Source organism: Pseudidiomarina piscicola, assembly GCF_902806985.1.
GTDB classification, from domain to species: domain Bacteria; phylum Pseudomonadota; class Gammaproteobacteria; order Enterobacterales; family Alteromonadaceae; genus Pseudidiomarina; species Pseudidiomarina piscicola.
The window spans coordinates 277,245-292,925 of the sequence record NZ_CADCXY010000001.1 but is presented as its reverse complement, the minus strand read 5'-3'; the positions used below and the strand labels follow the sequence as shown (position 1 = coordinate 292,925).

At 48.6% G+C, this 15,681-nt stretch carries 21 protein-coding genes; 9 read left to right on the top strand and 12 right to left on the bottom strand.

All coding sequences use genetic code 11. The features are described from left to right. Positions 1–17 precede the first annotated feature (17 nt). From nth to PSI9734_RS01500, 4 genes are read left to right on the top strand one after another with little or no spacing between them, the layout of a single operon-like run. Positions 18–659 carry an endonuclease III gene (gene nth / locus PSI9734_RS01515; protein ID WP_173919349.1) on the top strand — a complete coding sequence of 214 codons (642 nt, stop codon included), beginning with the start codon at positions 18–20 and terminating at the stop codon, positions 657–659. 21 nt (positions 660–680) lie between these two features. Continuing rightward, positions 681–1,079 (top strand): lactoylglutathione lyase, encoded by a 399-nt coding sequence (gene gloA / locus PSI9734_RS01510; protein WP_173919348.1) that lies wholly within the window; start codon positions 681–683, stop codon positions 1,077–1,079. Then, positions 1,076–1,723, top strand: a complete 648-nt coding sequence (rnt, locus tag PSI9734_RS01505; protein WP_173919347.1) for a ribonuclease T — start codon at positions 1,076–1,078, stop codon at positions 1,721–1,723. Before gloA ends, rnt begins: the two co-directional genes overlap by 4 nt. Before the next feature lie 4 nt (positions 1,724–1,727). Continuing rightward, complete coding sequence (locus tag PSI9734_RS01500) at positions 1,728–2,342, top strand: DUF2238 domain-containing protein (protein ID WP_173919346.1); 615 nt, start codon at positions 1,728–1,730, stop codon at positions 2,340–2,342. Positions 2,343–2,365: 23 nt separating this feature from the next. Here PSI9734_RS01500 and PSI9734_RS01495 read toward each other — a convergent pair whose 3' ends face one another. The 9 genes from PSI9734_RS01495 to PSI9734_RS12075 form a co-directional block, all read right to left on the bottom strand. Next, a complete protein-coding gene (locus tag PSI9734_RS01495; RefSeq protein ID WP_173919345.1) occupies positions 2,366–2,542 on the bottom strand; it encodes a DUF6435 family protein in 177 nt (58 codons plus the stop codon). A gap of 69 nt (positions 2,543–2,611) precedes the next feature. Beyond that, positions 2,612–2,905 (bottom strand): HigA family addiction module antitoxin, encoded by a 294-nt coding sequence (locus tag PSI9734_RS01490; RefSeq protein WP_173919344.1) that lies wholly within the window; start codon positions 2,903–2,905, stop codon positions 2,612–2,614. Next, positions 2,905–3,183 carry a type II toxin-antitoxin system RelE/ParE family toxin gene (locus PSI9734_RS01485; protein WP_173919343.1) on the bottom strand — a complete coding sequence of 93 codons (279 nt, stop codon included), beginning with the start codon at positions 3,181–3,183 and terminating at the stop codon, positions 2,905–2,907. Before PSI9734_RS01485 ends, PSI9734_RS01490 begins: the two co-directional genes overlap by 1 nt. A 143-nt stretch (positions 3,184–3,326) precedes the next feature. Further along, a complete protein-coding gene (locus PSI9734_RS01480; protein WP_217420742.1) occupies positions 3,327–4,655 on the bottom strand; it encodes a type II toxin-antitoxin system HipA family toxin in 1,329 nt (442 codons plus the stop codon). After that, positions 4,652–4,972 (bottom strand): helix-turn-helix domain-containing protein, encoded by a 321-nt coding sequence (locus tag PSI9734_RS01475; protein ID WP_173919342.1) that lies wholly within the window; start codon positions 4,970–4,972, stop codon positions 4,652–4,654. The genes PSI9734_RS01480 and PSI9734_RS01475 overlap by 4 nt, the downstream gene beginning before the upstream one ends. Positions 4,973–5,268: 296 nt before the next feature. Further along, complete coding sequence (locus tag PSI9734_RS01470; RefSeq protein ID WP_173919341.1) at positions 5,269–6,522, bottom strand: MFS transporter; 1,254 nt, start codon at positions 6,520–6,522, stop codon at positions 5,269–5,271. A gap of 214 nt (positions 6,523–6,736) precedes the next feature. Then, on the bottom strand, positions 6,737–6,931 hold the full coding sequence (locus tag PSI9734_RS01465) for a helix-turn-helix domain-containing protein (protein WP_173919340.1): 195 nt from the start codon (positions 6,929–6,931) through the stop codon (positions 6,737–6,739). A gap of 239 nt (positions 6,932–7,170) precedes the next feature. Beyond that, positions 7,171–8,727: a Fic family protein gene (locus PSI9734_RS01460; RefSeq protein ID WP_173919339.1), complete on the bottom strand. Its 1,557-nt coding sequence runs from the start codon at positions 8,725–8,727 to the stop codon at positions 7,171–7,173. 358 nt (positions 8,728–9,085) lie between these two features. Beyond that, positions 9,086–9,217, bottom strand: coding sequence for a hypothetical protein (locus tag PSI9734_RS12075; protein ID WP_281351412.1), 132 nt, complete (start codon positions 9,215–9,217; stop codon positions 9,086–9,088). Positions 9,218–9,389: 172 nt separating this feature from the next. Between PSI9734_RS12075 and PSI9734_RS01450 the strand changes: the two genes are divergently transcribed. Next, complete coding sequence (locus PSI9734_RS01450) at positions 9,390–9,716, top strand: DUF1330 domain-containing protein (RefSeq protein ID WP_173919338.1); 327 nt, start codon at positions 9,390–9,392, stop codon at positions 9,714–9,716. Between the two features lie 151 nt (positions 9,717–9,867). After that, positions 9,868–10,665, top strand: a complete 798-nt coding sequence (locus PSI9734_RS01445; RefSeq protein ID WP_173919337.1) for a DUF6174 domain-containing protein — start codon at positions 9,868–9,870, stop codon at positions 10,663–10,665. A 15-nt stretch (positions 10,666–10,680) separates the two neighbouring features. On the opposite strand, the gene PSI9734_RS01440 is transcribed toward PSI9734_RS01445, so the two are convergent. Continuing rightward, complete coding sequence (locus tag PSI9734_RS01440) at positions 10,681–11,019, bottom strand: thioredoxin family protein (RefSeq protein WP_173919336.1); 339 nt, start codon at positions 11,017–11,019, stop codon at positions 10,681–10,683. 239 nt (positions 11,020–11,258) lie between these two features. Here PSI9734_RS01440 and PSI9734_RS01435 point away from each other — a divergent pair, with 239 nt between their 5' ends. Next, positions 11,259–11,567 carry a type II toxin-antitoxin system RelE/ParE family toxin gene (locus PSI9734_RS01435; RefSeq protein WP_173919335.1) on the top strand — a complete coding sequence of 103 codons (309 nt, stop codon included), beginning with the start codon at positions 11,259–11,261 and terminating at the stop codon, positions 11,565–11,567. Further along, positions 11,557–11,850, top strand: a complete 294-nt coding sequence (locus PSI9734_RS01430; protein ID WP_173919334.1) for an addiction module antidote protein — start codon at positions 11,557–11,559, stop codon at positions 11,848–11,850. Before PSI9734_RS01435 ends, PSI9734_RS01430 begins: the two co-directional genes overlap by 11 nt. Positions 11,851–11,944: 94 nt before the next feature. Here PSI9734_RS01430 and PSI9734_RS01425 read toward each other — a convergent pair whose 3' ends face one another. Continuing rightward, positions 11,945–13,231, bottom strand: coding sequence for a DEAD/DEAH box helicase (locus PSI9734_RS01425; RefSeq protein WP_173919333.1), 1,287 nt, complete (start codon positions 13,229–13,231; stop codon positions 11,945–11,947). 373 nt (positions 13,232–13,604) lie between these two features. On the opposite strand from PSI9734_RS01425, the gene PSI9734_RS01420 reads away from it, so the two are divergent. Continuing rightward, the gene (locus PSI9734_RS01420; protein WP_173919332.1) at positions 13,605–14,678 is read left to right on the top strand and encodes a serine hydrolase domain-containing protein; all 1,074 of its coding nucleotides are present in this window, start codon (positions 13,605–13,607) and stop codon (positions 14,676–14,678) included. Positions 14,679–14,738: 60 nt separating this feature from the next. Here the strand turns inward: PSI9734_RS01420 and rluF are convergent, their stop codons facing one another. Further along, entirely contained in the window at positions 14,739–15,641 is a 903-nt protein-coding gene (gene rluF / locus PSI9734_RS01415) for a 23S rRNA pseudouridine(2604) synthase RluF (RefSeq protein WP_173919331.1), read from the bottom strand. Between the last annotated feature and the right edge of the window lie 40 nt (positions 15,642–15,681).

Here is a 15,681-nt window from a genome sequence, read left to right as displayed (position 1 = left end):
TAGACTCCGTTGAAGCTATGAATAAACAAAAAAGAATCGAAATTTTAAGCAGGTTACGGGAGAACAACCCTAACCCCACCACTGAACTTGAGTTTGACTCAAGTTTTGAGCTGCTAATTGCGGTATTACTGTCAGCTCAAGCAACCGATGTTGGCGTTAATAAAGCTACTCGCAAGCTGTTTCCGATGGCACGAACCCCTGCGGCGATGCTGCAACTCGGTGTCGATGGCGTCAAAGACTGCATTAAAACGATTGGCTTATTTAACGCCAAAGCCGAAAACGTGATTAAAACGTGCAAGATCTTGGTCGACCAACACAACGGCGAAGTTCCTGAAGATCGCGCAGCACTAGAAGCGCTGCCAGGTGTCGGTCGTAAAACCGCCAATGTCGTGCTGAATACCGCCTTCGGCTGGCCAACCATTGCCGTTGACACCCATATTTTCCGGGTCTCGAACCGCACTAAATTTGCGCCAGGCAAAACCGTACGTGCCGTTGAAGATAAACTCGAAAAAGTGATTCCCGCTGAATTCAAAGTGGATGCCCATCATTGGTTTATCTTGCATGGACGTTATACCTGCATCGCGCGCAAGCCCCGATGCGGTAGCTGTATTATCGAAGACCTATGCGAATTTAAAGAAAAAACTTCTGACGATTACTAGACGACTACGAGGAGTACCGCAATGCGAATGTTACACACGATGCTGCGCGTCGGCGACTTAGACCGCTCAATTGAGTTCTACACTGACCTACTGGGCATGAAGTTACTTCGCCAAGCCGATAACGAAGAGTATCGATACACCTTAGCGTTCGTCGGTTACGGCGATGAGAAAGACCATACAGTTCTCGAGCTCACCTACAACTGGGACCAAAGCGAGTACAACATGGGCGATGCCTATGGCCATATTGCCATCGGTGTTGACGATATCTATGCGCTTTGTGATCAGCTAAGTGCCAAAGGCGCTGACGTCTATCGTAAACCTGGACCAGTTAAAGGCGGTAAAACCGTCATCGCATTCGTACGTGATCCAGACGGCTACGCCATTGAACTTATTGAACGCAGCGCTAGTGACGATTTATGAGTGATTCTGAATCGTCATTGATGAAGCAACGCTTCCGCGGCTACTTGCCGGTGGTTATTGACGTTGAAACCGCCGGTTTTAATGCCAAAACCGACGCATTACTGGAAATAGCTGCAGTGACCTTGGCCTTCGACGAACAAGGCTGGTTACACCCTGCTGAGCGAATTCACTACCATGTAGCGCCTTTTGAAGGTGCCAACATTGAACAAGCTGCGATCGAATTTAACGGGATCGATCCCCACTCGCCGCTACGCGGTGCCGTGCCTGAAGAAGAAGCCTTGAAGGAAATGTTCAAGCCTATCCGCAAAGCGCAAAAAGCAGCCGGCTGTCAGCGCTGTGTGTTGGTTGGCCATAACGCGACCTTCGATTTGGGCTTCTTGATGGCGTCTGCAGAACGCAGTAATCTTAAGCGTAATCCGTTTCATCCGTTTGTGACCTTCGACACCGCCGCCCTCGCCGCGTTAACCCTAGGCCAGACGGTATTGATTAAAGCCTGTCAGGAGGCCGGGATTGCCTTCGATAGTAAACAGGCGCACTCTGCCCTGTACGACACCGAACGTACCGCAGAACTCTTTTGCTGGATGGTCAACCGCTACAAAAATCTTGGTGGCTGGCCCTTACAAGCGCACTCTTCAAAGGACTAATAGCATGACCACATCGGGCAATACTTGGCAGTACCGCATTCCTCACCTTCTTGCTGTCATCATTGTTGCCACCATGGTGTGGTCATACATTAATCCCGCGGATATCACCGTCTGGTGGGCCGAAATGGTGCCGATAATGGCCATCTTTGCTGGATTATTAGTAACTTTCGGCAAATTTCGCTTCAGTAACACAAGTTACGTGTTGATGAGTGTGTTGTTGATTCTGCACACCATAGGCGCCCATTACACCTTCGCCAGCGTCCCTTTTGACTGGGTCACCAACTACTTTGGCTTCGAGCGTAATCACTACGATCGCATTGCGCACTTCAGCGTTGGCTTTTACGCCTACTCAGCCGCCGAGTTGCTGCTACGCAAGCAGTGGGCACGCCCCGTCACCGCAATGTTGTTTGGCTTATTCTTCATTATGTCCGTGGCTGCGGCCTACGAAATCATTGAATGGCAATTTGCCGTCATCGAAGGTGGCAATGCCGGCATCGAATTCCTCGGCTCCCAAGGCGACATCTGGGACGCGCAGAAAGACATGCTCGCTGACACTCTCGGTGCCATTGTCGCCCTAGTGCTGTTTGCCTTTACACGCCGAGATCAATCCAGCACATAAATTTGCCCTTTCTGGCCGCAGAGCTACTTCTCAGCGGCCTCAAGATCCTGAATTTTCTTCCACAGCTCATCCGCCTCCTGGCTAATATGCGAACTGCCGCGAATATCACCGTTGCGCTGCATTTCCATGGCTTTTTGCTGCAATTGCTCCAGCTGTTTGCGCATTTTTTTGGTCGGGCTCGATTTGAATAATCCGAACATCTTTATCACTCGTTTTGGGGGTTGAGTCTTGTACGCGGAAATGGCGTGATTGGTTTTACTTGAGTCGGATTACACCACCTCAAACTCGATAGCTTGAACATTCTCAAGCTGCAACAGACGCTCTACATGCCACAAGTCATAGTTATATTGCATCGCTAACCAACTTTCTGGACTTCGTCCTAATGTTTTAGAGAGTCGCAGCGCCATTTCCGGACTCACTCCACTATGACACTTCAAAATCCGATTCAACGTCGAAGGTGCCACATCCAGTTTCTGCGCTAAATACCTACAACTAAGCTTGTACGGCTCCATATAGGTTGCCGCAATAAACTCACCCGGATGGACAGGATTGTGCATCGTCATTAGTGATAATCCTCATAGTCCAACAAATAAACATGACCGGCTCTGAATTCAAAGGTTAATCGCCAATTAGCGTCTACCTTAATAGACCACCTGTGTACAAGCTTCCCCTTAAGGCGGTGTAACCGAAAACCGGGTAGCTTCAGATCCGTAATGACCATCGCTGTATCGAGAGCGGCTAATTGGATCCGTAGCCTAGCTTCATGTGATGCTTGAATTCCTGCAAGACTGCCGGTTTGATAAAAGGCTTGAAGTCCTTTATGTCTTATGGATAGGATCATAGTTTATCGTTGCGCGTTGCGCAACACGCTTAGTATTCTTATTGAAGATAAAACCATAAATTAACTTGAAGTTAGCGTGACTTAAATAAGCGGATGTCTTCTACCTATGTGGACTAAGTCGATAGTGATTTAATAGACAATATTCAACACACAAACGCTTTTAGCTTAAGGTGGCCGCTAATCGAATCGGCTAGCGCTTGCGGTACTTCATACGCTTTCGCCAACTGTGGCCATCGCGATACTGATGCAATCACATCATCAATGATGGCATCTATTTCTTGGCGCGATACTTTTGCCAAGTGCACGTCGGAAAGCGCATAGAAGTCCGCGCGCGAGTGGCCGCTGCGTTTGCCGTTTAACGACATCCAGTGCTGCTCGACCCACGGGTTTCCGCTTTTATAACTGAACGCCACGTCATACGCTGGACTCAACCGCCATTGCTTGTCTTCCAACATAAAGCCGAAGTTCTTGGAGTGGTCGTCGTGATTGGTCGCCACGTGGTTAAACACCATCCGGCGGAATAAATCGAGTGCATCTGCCCGCGGCAAGCGTAACTGGCGAGCCACCTGAAACAGCTCTTCATAGGAGAACGAGCCAATCGCATAATAATTGACATGCTTTATTGCCGACAGCGTCTGAATGTGTTTCTTCTCGTTGCCCACGCGGTCGAAGCGCTTGGTGATGAAGTGGCGCCGGCTGCCCTCTTCGAGCAGATGACAAGGCATCATCTGAATGCCGGCCTGCGTCGCCATTAGCGAGTACACGTATTCCATGGCGCCATAACCGAGTGGATCGCCAAAAGTTTGCTGCGCGGGATCCCGTTCTTTTACGCCATCGAACTTTAAGATGTAGTGTTCAAAGCCTTCCGGAACCTCGCCTTGCCCTGAACGCACCTGACTGAAATCGGCATTAAAAGCCAGCACCGCTTTCGGCCGTGCGCCACCAGCGCTGGTGCCAACGGCTAACAGGGCCTGCATCTGGGCCTTATCTTCAGTGGTGTCAAAGTGCGTCCGCTGGCGAAATCCGGTGCGGGTATCCAAAACCTCCTGCGCCAGTTTCATTAAAGTCTCGACTTCAATGTCCTTACTTTTCGATAGCGTATGTTTACTGCGGGTCGGATGGTATTCCAGCGCGCCCATGCCCCGCTCACCGGTATATTGCAGCCGTTCGAGTGGGTTCAATGGCTCGGTGCGATCGGATTGTTGCGCTAACCACTGATTAAGTACCGCATTACCGAAGTCATCCGGCAGCGAGTCAGCCAGCATGCCAGGCAAACCTTTGAAGGTATCCCAGCTTAATTCAGGGAAGGTATAGATCCGGCCTTTCTTTGCCGGCATCGTTAACGGCGCTAGCGGGATCTCGCGCTCGACAAACTCAGCAAAGTACTCGAACCGCGCCGCCGTATCGCTCTTGGAATAGCTTAACGCGCCAACCGGCTCACCTTTGTAGCGGACCTCAATAGTATTGATCACCAGTCCAGCTCCCCTTTGTCACCAGGTTGCACACGTGTTTTGCCGCTCGCTCGTTGCTTTTGTTTAGTGGTGCTCTTTAACAGCTGCACAGGAGACACGCCCTCATCCGGGAAAGCCGCAAGTAACTTATCGATATGCCCGAGCGCCTGCAAAATAGCGACATAGGTGGGTAAGGTACTCTTCCCACTTTCGGCTGACTTCACGGCGTTTAACGAGACATTCGCCAGCGTCGCCAAATCTTCTTGAGTCAGATCTTGGTTCAATCGGTACTGCTTCACGCGTTGACCAATGACGGTAGGTATGCGCTTTGCGTCCATATAACAATCCATTTATAGGCTTTAATTCATGTAAAGAAGTTTAGCAGACTATTTAGGGTATGCAATTTTAAGCTTGCTATGGCCTATAAAAGGGCTCTAAATGCATTTATTTATCAGTAGTATCCCAGAGAATTGTCATTGGCATTGAGGTTGAAGCCTAGCAGATAAATTTTCACTAATTACAACCACATCCGGTAAGCAAGGTGGACTTTACCCAATCCAACGCACAGGCGTCAGTACAGCGCCGATTGTTCGTGCGGCACAAAACTATCTAAGTCTTCTCTCGACAACTGAACTTATTCACACCCAGTTTGCAACGGCTCCCCCTCGTCATCCTGTAACTGATAGTCATAAGCAGCTTGAAGGCCGGTATCCTCTTCGGATGCTTCGGTCTCTACTTCAGTTCGGCCGGGATAAAAGGGGGACAGCAGAGAAATAATAATACCTAGCACAGCAAACATTGAAAAACTCTCAGCATAGCCAAACTTACCGACGAGTAAACCGATAATCGGCGAACCTACAGCTTGCCCGAGGGCACAAGCCACAAAAGCCAACACCGGCCCTATGGATAGCCGCCCAGGCAACAAACGAATGCCGGTCATTAAGTAGAGCCCTGTTAAACTCATGTAGGCTAGGCCAAAAATCAAAGCTGAGAAAACAGCGAGATAAATTTGGCTCGGGCTCGCGGCCAATAGCGTCAAGCTAGTGGTCATCATCATTAGCATCAATGCGTGCGTGATAGCTGGATTATTTCTATCGGCCAAGTCACTAATAACAGCCCCGCCGAGTCCGGCAATACCTAAAGCTAACCATAACCAACCACTTTGCTGCGAAGAGAGTGCACCCAAGTTGATTGCTAAGTCTGGCCCAAACGTCCAGTACGCTGAGGCAATAAAGCCCATGGCAAAGGCAAACAGAAACAAACTGAACAAGCGCCAGCATTGTATCGCTGTAATCTTGGGCGGCGGCACGGCATTTGAAGGTCTAAAGCGCGAAACCGATGGAATAAGATACCAAGCAAGAAGGACACCAACAATGGCGGCTAACGTGAACGAAAAGTAAGCGTAGCGCCATGCTCCAACTAGAAATAAAACAGCGGGAACAGAGAGCACAACACCAATACTGGTTCCCGCGTTCATCACTGAGCTGACACGCCCGTGGATGGAGCGGTCAACTAACGCCTGCATGGCGGCGGTGAGCGCGGGCATCATTAACCCGGTGCAGATACCGCACGCGACCACACCGATACCAAGTAGAATAGGCCCTCTGGCCTGACTCATCAGCGCCAAACCGACAACGGCAAATGATGCAGATAAAACGGTGGTATTACGCGCGCCAAAGTACTTGGTGACCAGAGGAGCAACCAAACTGATAACGACAAAACTGATCAAAGGAAGAGCGGCGATAATACCAATCGTATTAGCGCTCATCTCAAGGTCATCGCGTATTTGCGGTACAAACAAACCAAAGGCAAAGCGAGCCAAGCCAAAGCTTATTGCAATAAGGATGGCACCAACCAACGCAAAGCGCATTCCTGAGACTTGTTGCATCGTTTCGTCTCCCGTCAATGGGCGGCGGACTTAGACTCATTTCGATATGACGAGCCGTACTACAAGTCTAGGAGGCTTTTTCGGGTTTCGAAAGCTTTGGGGGATAGAATCGGAACACAGATAGGGTATCACCATTGGCAAGTAATATGTTCACCAGTAGCCGCCGCGCCATTTGCTGTATGTATTTTAAGCTTGGGAGGCCTTCAGCTCACGCTTAGCCCCTAGTCCTCAAGGTGCTTGTGCTTGCCAGCCCAAACATTCTCTGACTCACTGTTAGGTCCTGCCCCGACTCACTGCGCTGATACTGTTGCTGCGACATCCCGATCAACATACGCATGTCTTTTTGTGACAACCCGCGTTTCTTGCGCTCTTCGACCAATAGCTTGCTAAGCTCTTTTAGCGTCTTCATAAAACAACCTATATATTGTTTTCTTATCCAAAATACAACTCTTAGGTTGTTTATTCTGTATTTGGGAGTGGCGAATAGATTTCAGAGTTTGTGGTGTTTGGTGGGCCGCTTTGTGCCAAGAGCTGCCATTGGAACGTCAACTCGCGTGCGGCAGCTCCGTACGTATTTCAGACCTTCCGGCTTCTCAGGATTAAGCTACGTATCTACTAATATCATACGCGGTATATCTTGATTACTCGTTAATCATTCGGAATCGAAGGCTGTGCTTCACCATCCAGTGAAGCTTGAACAAGTGCACCCAAGAATTTCGTGAAAGGCTCTATGTTTTGGTTTGCGCTCGCCTCTTCAAGAGCAACCATATAATTATTGCGCTTTTTAAGTGGCACAATCGTCCAAGGGTAGCCGCCACTGGCAAGCATGGCATTCATCAAAAAGCGCCCTGTGCGGCCGTTACCATCCATATAAGGATGAATATAGACAAATATAAAGTGCCCTAGAACAACGCGCACAGCGGCATTTTCTTCGGCTTTCAGCAACTCAAAAAACGCTGGCATAGCATCGCGCAAAGCCTCTCCGCTTGGCGGTGAGTGCATGGAACGACGGATAAAAACGGGCGCATTCCGATAACCAGCAAGCTCGGCAGGTTTATGAATACCAGCCGCCACCCCCGGCGCAAACATTTCTCGATACCATACCCGATGATCGTTATCGACGACTTCTCCTGCATTATGCCCGTCGAGTATTCGATCTATACTATTGCGCACGGCTTGATAAGCCTGCCAATAACCTCGGGCGGCCAAAGCATTTAGCCGCTCTTTATCATCAGCGTTTTGTTCTGGATTCCAATCTCCAGTGCGAACGCGAGTGATCAACTCAGGCGTGACGCGATAGCCCTCAATAGAAAGCGAGTGATAGGCATCCGTTACATACACATCTTCAACATGTTGCATATATGCGTTTTTGTCGACTGTTTGCATCGGGGATGCTGGAAAGTGCGCTATCACAGTTTCCCGCATATGCTGCCACATAAGCCGTATACGATTTACGTATGGGGATTGCTCGCGTCGTGAGAAGCTTAGGATGGATTTTTCCTCAAACGGGTCTGCTTCGCGCAAATCATACCCCGCCGCGCGCATTGTACCCATAATATCGTCAGCAATTTGAGTGCGGCCAATATTTCTAAATGCACCTGCTAAACGGCCAGCAATAGAGCTATGCCCACCTTCTAGCAATTGATCCAAAACTTCAGAAGCATCACTAATCATAGATAGTCCCGCGCGCATATCTGTTGGGTTTTGAGTAAAGCTCTGTTTGCTACAGGCAATCAGAGCAGCAGGAAGGCTATATATACGCAGACCGTTTTTGCTCGACACCTTAGCCGGTTCGGGGAGCGCAGCGCGAATATCTAATAGTGATGTGCCGTGGGGCAATTCTGTTACATTGTTCCGTGCTTTGGTAGCTCTAATTAATAACTGTTTGGGCACAGTCATATTTTCAGTATGAAGCGCGATAGATTGCTCAGGTGATAAGCACCAATCGTCGCCCTTTAAGTGGTTAAGGTAGGCTGCACAAAATTGCCAAAAGGAGGCATACCAAGCCGTACTCTCCCCGCGTGTTTCATCTGGGCGTGCTGGCACATACCAGCCCTTGATGACTTCCTTAAGGAAGCCATTTTGAACGAGGCGTTCTCGGTGAGTGCGCGAGAGATCAGCAGAGCGTATGGCAACTGAGCCATTCATCTGAAGATCGTGAAGTGCTTCTAAGGCATCAGCCAGTTTATCAGAAGGTGTTGCCATGGTGGTTCTACTCGCTTATCGTGCGTATCTATTATTCGCTTATTGTGTTGTAGCATTTTTCGCTTATTGTGTCGAACGATAATTCGCTTATTGTGCATAAATAGTGTGAGCAATTAAATTTATAAGAGCTTATGGCAATGGAAATTTGTCCATTTTCAGTATCACCTTGCAAGCCTTGCCACGAGCCTTCATTAAGCAGTTTCTTGTTTTAAGTATCGACGGACACCATTATGTTGTTCTCTGGTGTTACTAGCACGCCCGCAATTTGAACTTTCGCTCCTGGTCTAATGAATCCATCTGCTCGGCGACTTCTTAACGTCCGCTCCTCGCTCAAAGCGGACAACCACTAAAGAGCGCTCTACTCCCCAATATCCTCATTCCAAAGCTCTGGATGCTCATTGATAAAGGTATTCATCAAGTCGACGCAGGTGGCATCTTGCAGCACTTCTACTTTCACGCCGGCGCTGCGTAAGCGATCTTCTGCGCCCATAAAAGTCTGGTTTTCGCCGACAACAACGTGCGGGATCCCATACAGCCGCGACATTTCGGATAGAGCTAGTGATATCAGTAAGTAACTCCTAGCGAGCGCACGCTAGTTTGGCTTAATGCGCAATGCCTATTAATTGGTTATCATCGAATAAACCTAACAAGGAGCTTCGCCAATGCCTGTTTACGCGCTCAATCTTTTTGATATTGCCAACAAAGACGAATACCTCGCCTACGCACGTCGCTCAGCGAAAGAAGTTGAAGCCCACGGCGGCAAGGTGATCTCGCTCGGGAAGTTCAAGGAAACCGCGCAAGGCGATATCACGCCGCGGACCGTGCTTATATTGGTAGAATGGGAGTCAAAGGAAGCGTTCGAGAGTTATTGCGATGACCCAGCGCTTGCCGATCTGCATCCGCACCGCGAGAATGGCACCACGAATTATATTTGGCACCTGTTTGATAAGCTTGATGACTTGCGGCCGATATTGAAGGCGAAGGACTAGGCCAGACCCATAGCGAAAAACGCCGGAAACAAGCCTAGTTAGCATTACCGCTGCTGTCATAACAAAGCTGATAGCTGAGTTCGCTCTTGCCTGATAAGCTTCAGATGTAAGACTGTCTGTTTTTTTGACCACTATAGTCACTAGGTTTCAAATGAGATTATTAAGTTTCCTTGCTGTTTTACTGCTTTTGTATATCTCTAACGCTCACGCAGAGAGCCCCCAGGACACTCGCGCTGCTTGCGAAAAGAATGACGGGGTTTGGACAAAGTTTGAAGATCTTTACCCCGAAGGGACGCTAAGTGGCGATGATATCGGTCGTTATATTTGCAGAATCCGCACCCGCGAAGAAGGATCTAGCTGTACTAGCCAGAAACAATGTCGCGGACAGTGTTTAGCTCCCGAGGGTACCAAAGCGGGAGCTGAAGCAGTCGGTGTATGTGCCGAGTTTATGTGGCTCTCCGTTTTTGAGCGTAATAGAACTATTATCGGTGGTCGGGTCGTTTATCCTGAATACTCTATGGAAATGACAGACAGGAAGAAAAGACTGCTTGCTGAACTTTATCGTAACCTAGAAAAATGGAAATCAGCCGAACTAGTCAGTTATAGTTTTACTGCCGAGAATGAAAACTGCTTCTGTTTCTTCGCACAATACTACGGCCCGGTTGAGACCTTCGTTAACGACAGAAAAGTATCTAAGGTCGTTTATCTTGGCAAAGCAAGGGATGGCTATAAACCTGGAGATGAAATAACTAGTCCTACAAGCTTAGGCCAGACAGTATTGGCATTTTTCAAATACACAGAAGAACACATTGAGAAAGCCACTGGAAATGCGTTGATTGAAGTTACCTACGATCCAACCTTTGGCTTTCCCACGCTTATAAAGTTCGACAGGCCGGATTATGCAGATGATCAAAGTTCTGTCGTTATCTATGATTTTAAGCCTATGTAACGCAATGTGCAGCGTTTAGCTGGCCTGCGAAACTAACTGGCGAACCTCGTCAGCACGTAGTGGCCGCACCAGACGATCCACTTCCTTGCCGTCGCGCAGGAGTATCAAGGTCGGCCAAAGCTTGACCTTGAACATTCGCCCAACCCGTTTGCCCTTGCCGTCGTATATTTTGATATGACGCAGTTCTGGATGTTCAGCTACGGCTTCTTCTATCGCAGGACGTGCAGCCTTGCAATGGCCACACCATGGCGCACCAAATTCAAGTACGACGTCGCCGGACAACTTGCCAACCTCTTCAACTGTAAGAGGCTCTTCTTCGTATTCAGGGTTAGAACCAATATCATCGGTTTTCATTCTGCTTACTCCTTTACTAGAAATTTTTGATCCGCGCTATAGCGGCAGACTACACTCTGCGCTTTTCAATGAGCTTTTTTCGGTTTGCGTATTTTTAGCTACGAATAGCACAGTGCGGGAAAATGTTCTATTACCGAAAGGCCTGTTGAGTTTATCGCCACCTTTCGACACGATTCACTTTCCGAATTTCAGAGATAAAAAATACTGGTAAAATGTATCCCATAAGATACACTCTGCCTATGAAACGGATTCAGTCAACCAGTCACTTCATTCAGTGGCTGGATCGCCTAAAGGATTTAAGCGGCCGGGCTCGAGTACAAACTCGGATCCAACGTTTGGCTATGGGTAATCCCGGCAAATTCAGAAATCTGAAACATGGCGTTTCAGAAATGAAAGTTGATGTAGGGCCTGGCTACAGGATTTACTTTACCGAACGCGATCAGGTGCTGATTATCTTGCTATGTGGAGGCAACAAGGCGAGCCAAAAGCACGATATTCAACTTGCCTACAAATTAGTAAAAAGTTTGGAGTCAGATAATGACAATTAAACTTCATGATTATGATGTCGCTGATCACCTTCGCACATCTAAAGAGATGGCAGCTTACCTTGAAGCCGCAATTGAAGAGAGCGATGGCGACGCTGCATTTATTGCTGCAGCGCTTGGAGATATTGCGCGCGCGCAAGGTATGTCCTCACTCGCGAGAAAAACCGGCCTAGGCCGTGAAAGTTTGTATAAAGCCCTTTCAAAGGACGGATCACCCAAGTTCGTTACGATCGTGAAGGTCGCTAAAGCTCTGGGTATGCGGGTTCATATTAAACCTGCCGCTTGAGCTCTTGCACTAGGATAGTTGTGATTATAGATAAGACGCACCGCCGACTTAGCTAACTTAGAGCACGTCGGCGGCGGTAAAACTATAGAACGCGTTAATCACCCTTACGATGATTATTACCACGGTTGGCATCACGACCTTTGTTGCCATTGCCACCTGCACGCTTGTTGCCGCCGCTACCTTGCGGTTTACGAGGTTGTCGCTGGCCTCGTTGGCCCTGCTTCGGTGGTGGCGTTTTGCCGGTCAGCTGCACGTCAGCAAAGCCTTCCAACTTATGGCGCTCAATCGGTTGGCCAATCAGCTTTTCAATTGCCTTTAAGGTTTTGAACTCTTCGTCCATCACCAATGAAATTGCGTGTCCGACCTGACCGGCACGACCTGTGCGGCCAATGCGATGCACGTAGTCTTCCGCAACTTGTGGTAAGTCGTAGTTAATAACATAGGGTAGCTTGTCAATGTCTAGCCCTCGTGCGGCGATATCAGTCGCTACCAGCACTTGTACTTCGCCAGCTTTAAAGTCTGCTAATGCTTTAGTTCGAGCGCCCTGGCTTTTATTGCCGTGGATAGCGGCCGCTAAAAAACCGTCACCATGTAATTGTCGAACTAATCGGTTGGCACCGTGTTTAGTGCGTGAAAAAACCAACACCTGCGGGATGTTCAAATTGCGGAGAATTTGCATCAACATGCGTGGCTTTTCGCTCTTCGCAGCCGCATACATGATTTGTTCAATGCGCTCCGCAGTAGAGTTCGGCGGTGCCACAGATATCTCAACCGGGTTGTTAACCAGGCTTTTCGCCAGCGTACGGATATCATTGGAGAAGGTCGCCGAGAACATCAGTGTTTGGCGCTTCGCCGGCAACAACTTAATAATTTTCTTAATGTCGTGGATGAAGCCCATGTCGAGCATGCGATCGGCTTCATCAAGTACCAACACGTCTAGTTTCGGGAAACGCACGGCGTTTTGTTGGTACAGGTCCATCAAACGACCTGGGGTGGCCACGAGAATGTCTACGCCTTTGCGCAGTTTCATCATCTGCGGATTGATTTTTACACCACCAAACACGACCGCGTAGTTTAATGACAAGCCAGCACCGTAGGTTGCCACGCTTTCGCCTACCTGCGCGGCGAGTTCGCGCGTCGGCGTAAGAATTAACACGCGTGCTGTGTTGGGCTTCGCGCGCTCGCCGTCTTTGAGCCTTTCTAAAATCGGTAAGGTAAAGCCTGCGGTTTTACCCGTGCCTGTTTGTGCCGCTGCCATCACGTCGTTACCAGCAAGTACGGGGGGAATTGCTTGTTCTTGAATAGGTGTGGGTTCTGTATAACCTTGACGTGTAAGGGCGGTAAGAATTTCCGGGCAAAGTCCGAGTTCAGAAAAAGTCATGTATAAATGTGCATCCTATTAGCGTTAAGAATGTACATTCTAACGCATCACAGCGTGCACTGCAGTTTATTTCATTCATTGGCGCGCTATCACGATGCTAGCTTTATCTGCAGTATTGCTTGATTGCAGTTGCGTTACCAATACCGACACGAGCGTAGCGAAAGAGCTCCATTTGTTATCTTCGTCCCATATCACTTGAATTTTGCCGACTTTTGTTCATTGACGTTCGCTGTTTAGCTTCACCGTCATCACGCGTCGAATTTAGCAATTTGAGGTCATTATCGTGTCCGCCTGTTTCTCTAATATCTGTTTACAAATTCAACTTGCCTATGCAACACCCAGCGGGTTTAATTAATAAAAAACGAGAAAAGTTATGATTCTTAATAGTATACGCTTGGGACTAGTAGCCTCGACCTTTCTTTTAAGCAGCTTTAACAACACTGACTACCCAGCTCATTTACAGGCGCAGCTCATTGCTCCGAAAATGAGCGAGCAGACCTTAAAGCTAAACGAGTTAAAACAGTTTCTGGGCTCCACAGGCACCTCGTCAATGGTTCTGATGCGTAACGGCGATGTGTTTTTTGAGTTTGGTGACATTCACGAAAAGCACACGATTCACTCCATCCGTAAAGCCATGCTGAATTCGCTTTACGGCATTTACGTCGAACGCGGTGTTATCGACCTCGATGCTACTTTGGCCGAGTTGGGCATTGATGACTCGACACCGCTGACCGCGACCGAGAAGAAAGCTACCGTACGTCAACTCCTGCAATCGCGCTCGGGTATCTACTTACCCTCGGCCGCAACCTCAGAAGGCATGCTCGCAGCCATGCCGCCACGCGGTGAGTTTAAACCCGGTGAACAGTACGTCTACAATAATTGGGACTTTAACGTTGCAGGCGCGATCTTTGAAAAATTGACAGGCGAATCGATCTACACCGCCTTCCACCGAGAAATTGCCAAGCCATTGGGTATGCAAGATTTTAAAGGAAGCTACACGACCATTGATGATGACACCGATATCAGTCAGCTCGACGTCGATGGTTTTTATCAATATGAACCTGAGAAGTCTAAATTCCCAGCCTATCATTTCCGTATGTCATCGTTCGACATGGCACTTTACGGACAACTTTTTGAGAACTTCGGCGTGTGGAATGGCCAGCGCATCTTGTCACGCGAATGGATTGAGCAAAGTACTACGTCTTACTCCGTAACCAATCCGTACATGGACTTCGGTTATGGCATGCTCTGGAATGTCATTAATCCCAACGAGAAACGACCCAACCATGCATTTTTTCATACTGGCATCGGCGTTCACATGCTCGGCGTTTATCCAAGTTCTGACTTGGTTTTCGTTCACCGCGTCCATACTGAAACTGATTATGAATTTGATCAGAACAACCTCTACAGCATCATCGGCCGCGTGTTCAACGCCATACAACGCTAAAGAGGTGTAAAAGGTATCGCAGCGCTCGTCTTGTGCTATCGGCAAAACGAAGCCACCCACTTATTTAGTTGGTTTCTTCTCGGTCGTTCGATTTAAACGCAATTTACGGCGGCCCACTTGCGAGTCGTCGCCTCGTCGAGGGTGACGAGACTTCGCCCTTGGCGAGTCCTGCCGCTGGCGGCCTTGCTGGGTTGTCGCTCTTTGGACTGGTTTACGGCGACGATGGCCCTCTGGCGCTTCCGATGACGAATGCTCAATCGACTTCATCAGCTCAGCTAATTCACTCTCTGTAAGATTACGCCACTGCCCTACCTGCAATTTACCTAAGCTAACATTCATGATGCGCACCCGCTCAAGCTTACGAACGTCGTAGCCAAAATACTCGCACATGCGGCGGATCTGCCGGTTCATACCTTCAGTTAAAATCATCCGGAATACAAACTGAGACTCTTGACGAATTTTACACTTCTTAGTTTTCGTCCCAAGAATAGGCACACCGCCACGCATACCATCAATAAAGTCTTTGGTGATGGGTCGATCAACGGTTACCACATACTCTTTCTCATGCTGATTACCCGCGCGCAATATCTTATTCACCAAGTCGCCATTGCTGGTTAAAAAGATTAACCCTTGTGAGTCTTTGTCCAAGCGGCCTATTGGGAAAATCCGAGTTTTATGGCCAACAAACTTCACCATATTCTTGGGTTCAGCTGAGTCCGTGGTGCTAACAATACCAACTGGCTTGTTGAGAGCGATAAACACAAAGCTTTCTTTGTTAGTCGGTTTAATCGTGTGCCCATTGACCATCACTACATCGCCCGGCATGACCTGAACGCCTAACTCGGCAGGTTTGCCATTAATTTTGACGGCACCTTGCTCGATAAAGCGATCCGCTTCACGTCGCGAACAATAACCACTTTCACTGATAAACTTGTTTAATCGCTTTCCTGCCGAATCAGGCATAAAACCTCTGTTCTCGCTGCTTAAAATAAGAATTCGCGGC

Excerpts from the sequence above, each read along its gene's own strand:
- nth (WP_173919349.1), top strand. The coding sequence starts at position 18 with ATGAATAAACAAAAAAGAATCGAAATTTTAAGCAGGTTACGGGAGAAC.
- gloA (WP_173919348.1), top strand. The coding sequence starts at position 681 with ATGCGAATGTTACACACGATGCTGCGCGTCGGCGACTTAGACCGCTCA.
- rnt (WP_173919347.1), top strand. The coding sequence starts at position 1,076 with ATGAGTGATTCTGAATCGTCATTGATGAAGCAACGCTTCCGCGGCTAC.
- PSI9734_RS01500 (WP_173919346.1), top strand. The coding sequence starts at position 1,728 with ATGACCACATCGGGCAATACTTGGCAGTACCGCATTCCTCACCTTCTT.
- PSI9734_RS01495 (WP_173919345.1), bottom strand. The coding sequence starts at position 2,542 with ATGTTCGGATTATTCAAATCGAGCCCGACCAAAAAAATGCGCAAACAG.
- PSI9734_RS01490 (WP_173919344.1), bottom strand. The coding sequence starts at position 2,905 with ATGACGATGCACAATCCTGTCCATCCGGGTGAGTTTATTGCGGCAACC.
- PSI9734_RS01485 (WP_173919343.1), bottom strand. The coding sequence starts at position 3,183 with ATGATCCTATCCATAAGACATAAAGGACTTCAAGCCTTTTATCAAACC.
- PSI9734_RS01475 (WP_173919342.1), bottom strand. The coding sequence starts at position 4,972 with ATGGACGCAAAGCGCATACCTACCGTCATTGGTCAACGCGTGAAGCAG.
- PSI9734_RS01470 (WP_173919341.1), bottom strand. The coding sequence starts at position 6,522 with ATGCAACAAGTCTCAGGAATGCGCTTTGCGTTGGTTGGTGCCATCCTT.
- PSI9734_RS01465 (WP_173919340.1), bottom strand. The coding sequence starts at position 6,931 with ATGAAGACGCTAAAAGAGCTTAGCAAGCTATTGGTCGAAGAGCGCAAG.
- PSI9734_RS01460 (WP_173919339.1), bottom strand. The coding sequence starts at position 8,727 with ATGGCAACACCTTCTGATAAACTGGCTGATGCCTTAGAAGCACTTCAC.
- PSI9734_RS12075 (WP_281351412.1), bottom strand. The coding sequence starts at position 9,217 with ATGGGCGCAGAAGATCGCTTACGCAGCGCCGGCGTGAAAGTAGAAGTG.
- PSI9734_RS01450 (WP_173919338.1), top strand. The coding sequence starts at position 9,390 with ATGCCTGTTTACGCGCTCAATCTTTTTGATATTGCCAACAAAGACGAA.
- PSI9734_RS01445 (WP_173919337.1), top strand. The coding sequence starts at position 9,868 with ATGAGATTATTAAGTTTCCTTGCTGTTTTACTGCTTTTGTATATCTCT.
- PSI9734_RS01440 (WP_173919336.1), bottom strand. The coding sequence starts at position 11,019 with ATGAAAACCGATGATATTGGTTCTAACCCTGAATACGAAGAAGAGCCT.
- PSI9734_RS01435 (WP_173919335.1), top strand. The coding sequence starts at position 11,259 with ATGAAACGGATTCAGTCAACCAGTCACTTCATTCAGTGGCTGGATCGC.
- PSI9734_RS01430 (WP_173919334.1), top strand. The coding sequence starts at position 11,557 with ATGACAATTAAACTTCATGATTATGATGTCGCTGATCACCTTCGCACA.
- PSI9734_RS01425 (WP_173919333.1), bottom strand. The coding sequence starts at position 13,231 with ATGACTTTTTCTGAACTCGGACTTTGCCCGGAAATTCTTACCGCCCTT.
- PSI9734_RS01420 (WP_173919332.1), top strand. The coding sequence starts at position 13,605 with ATGATTCTTAATAGTATACGCTTGGGACTAGTAGCCTCGACCTTTCTT.
- rluF (WP_173919331.1), bottom strand. The coding sequence starts at position 15,641 with ATGCCTGATTCGGCAGGAAAGCGATTAAACAAGTTTATCAGTGAAAGT.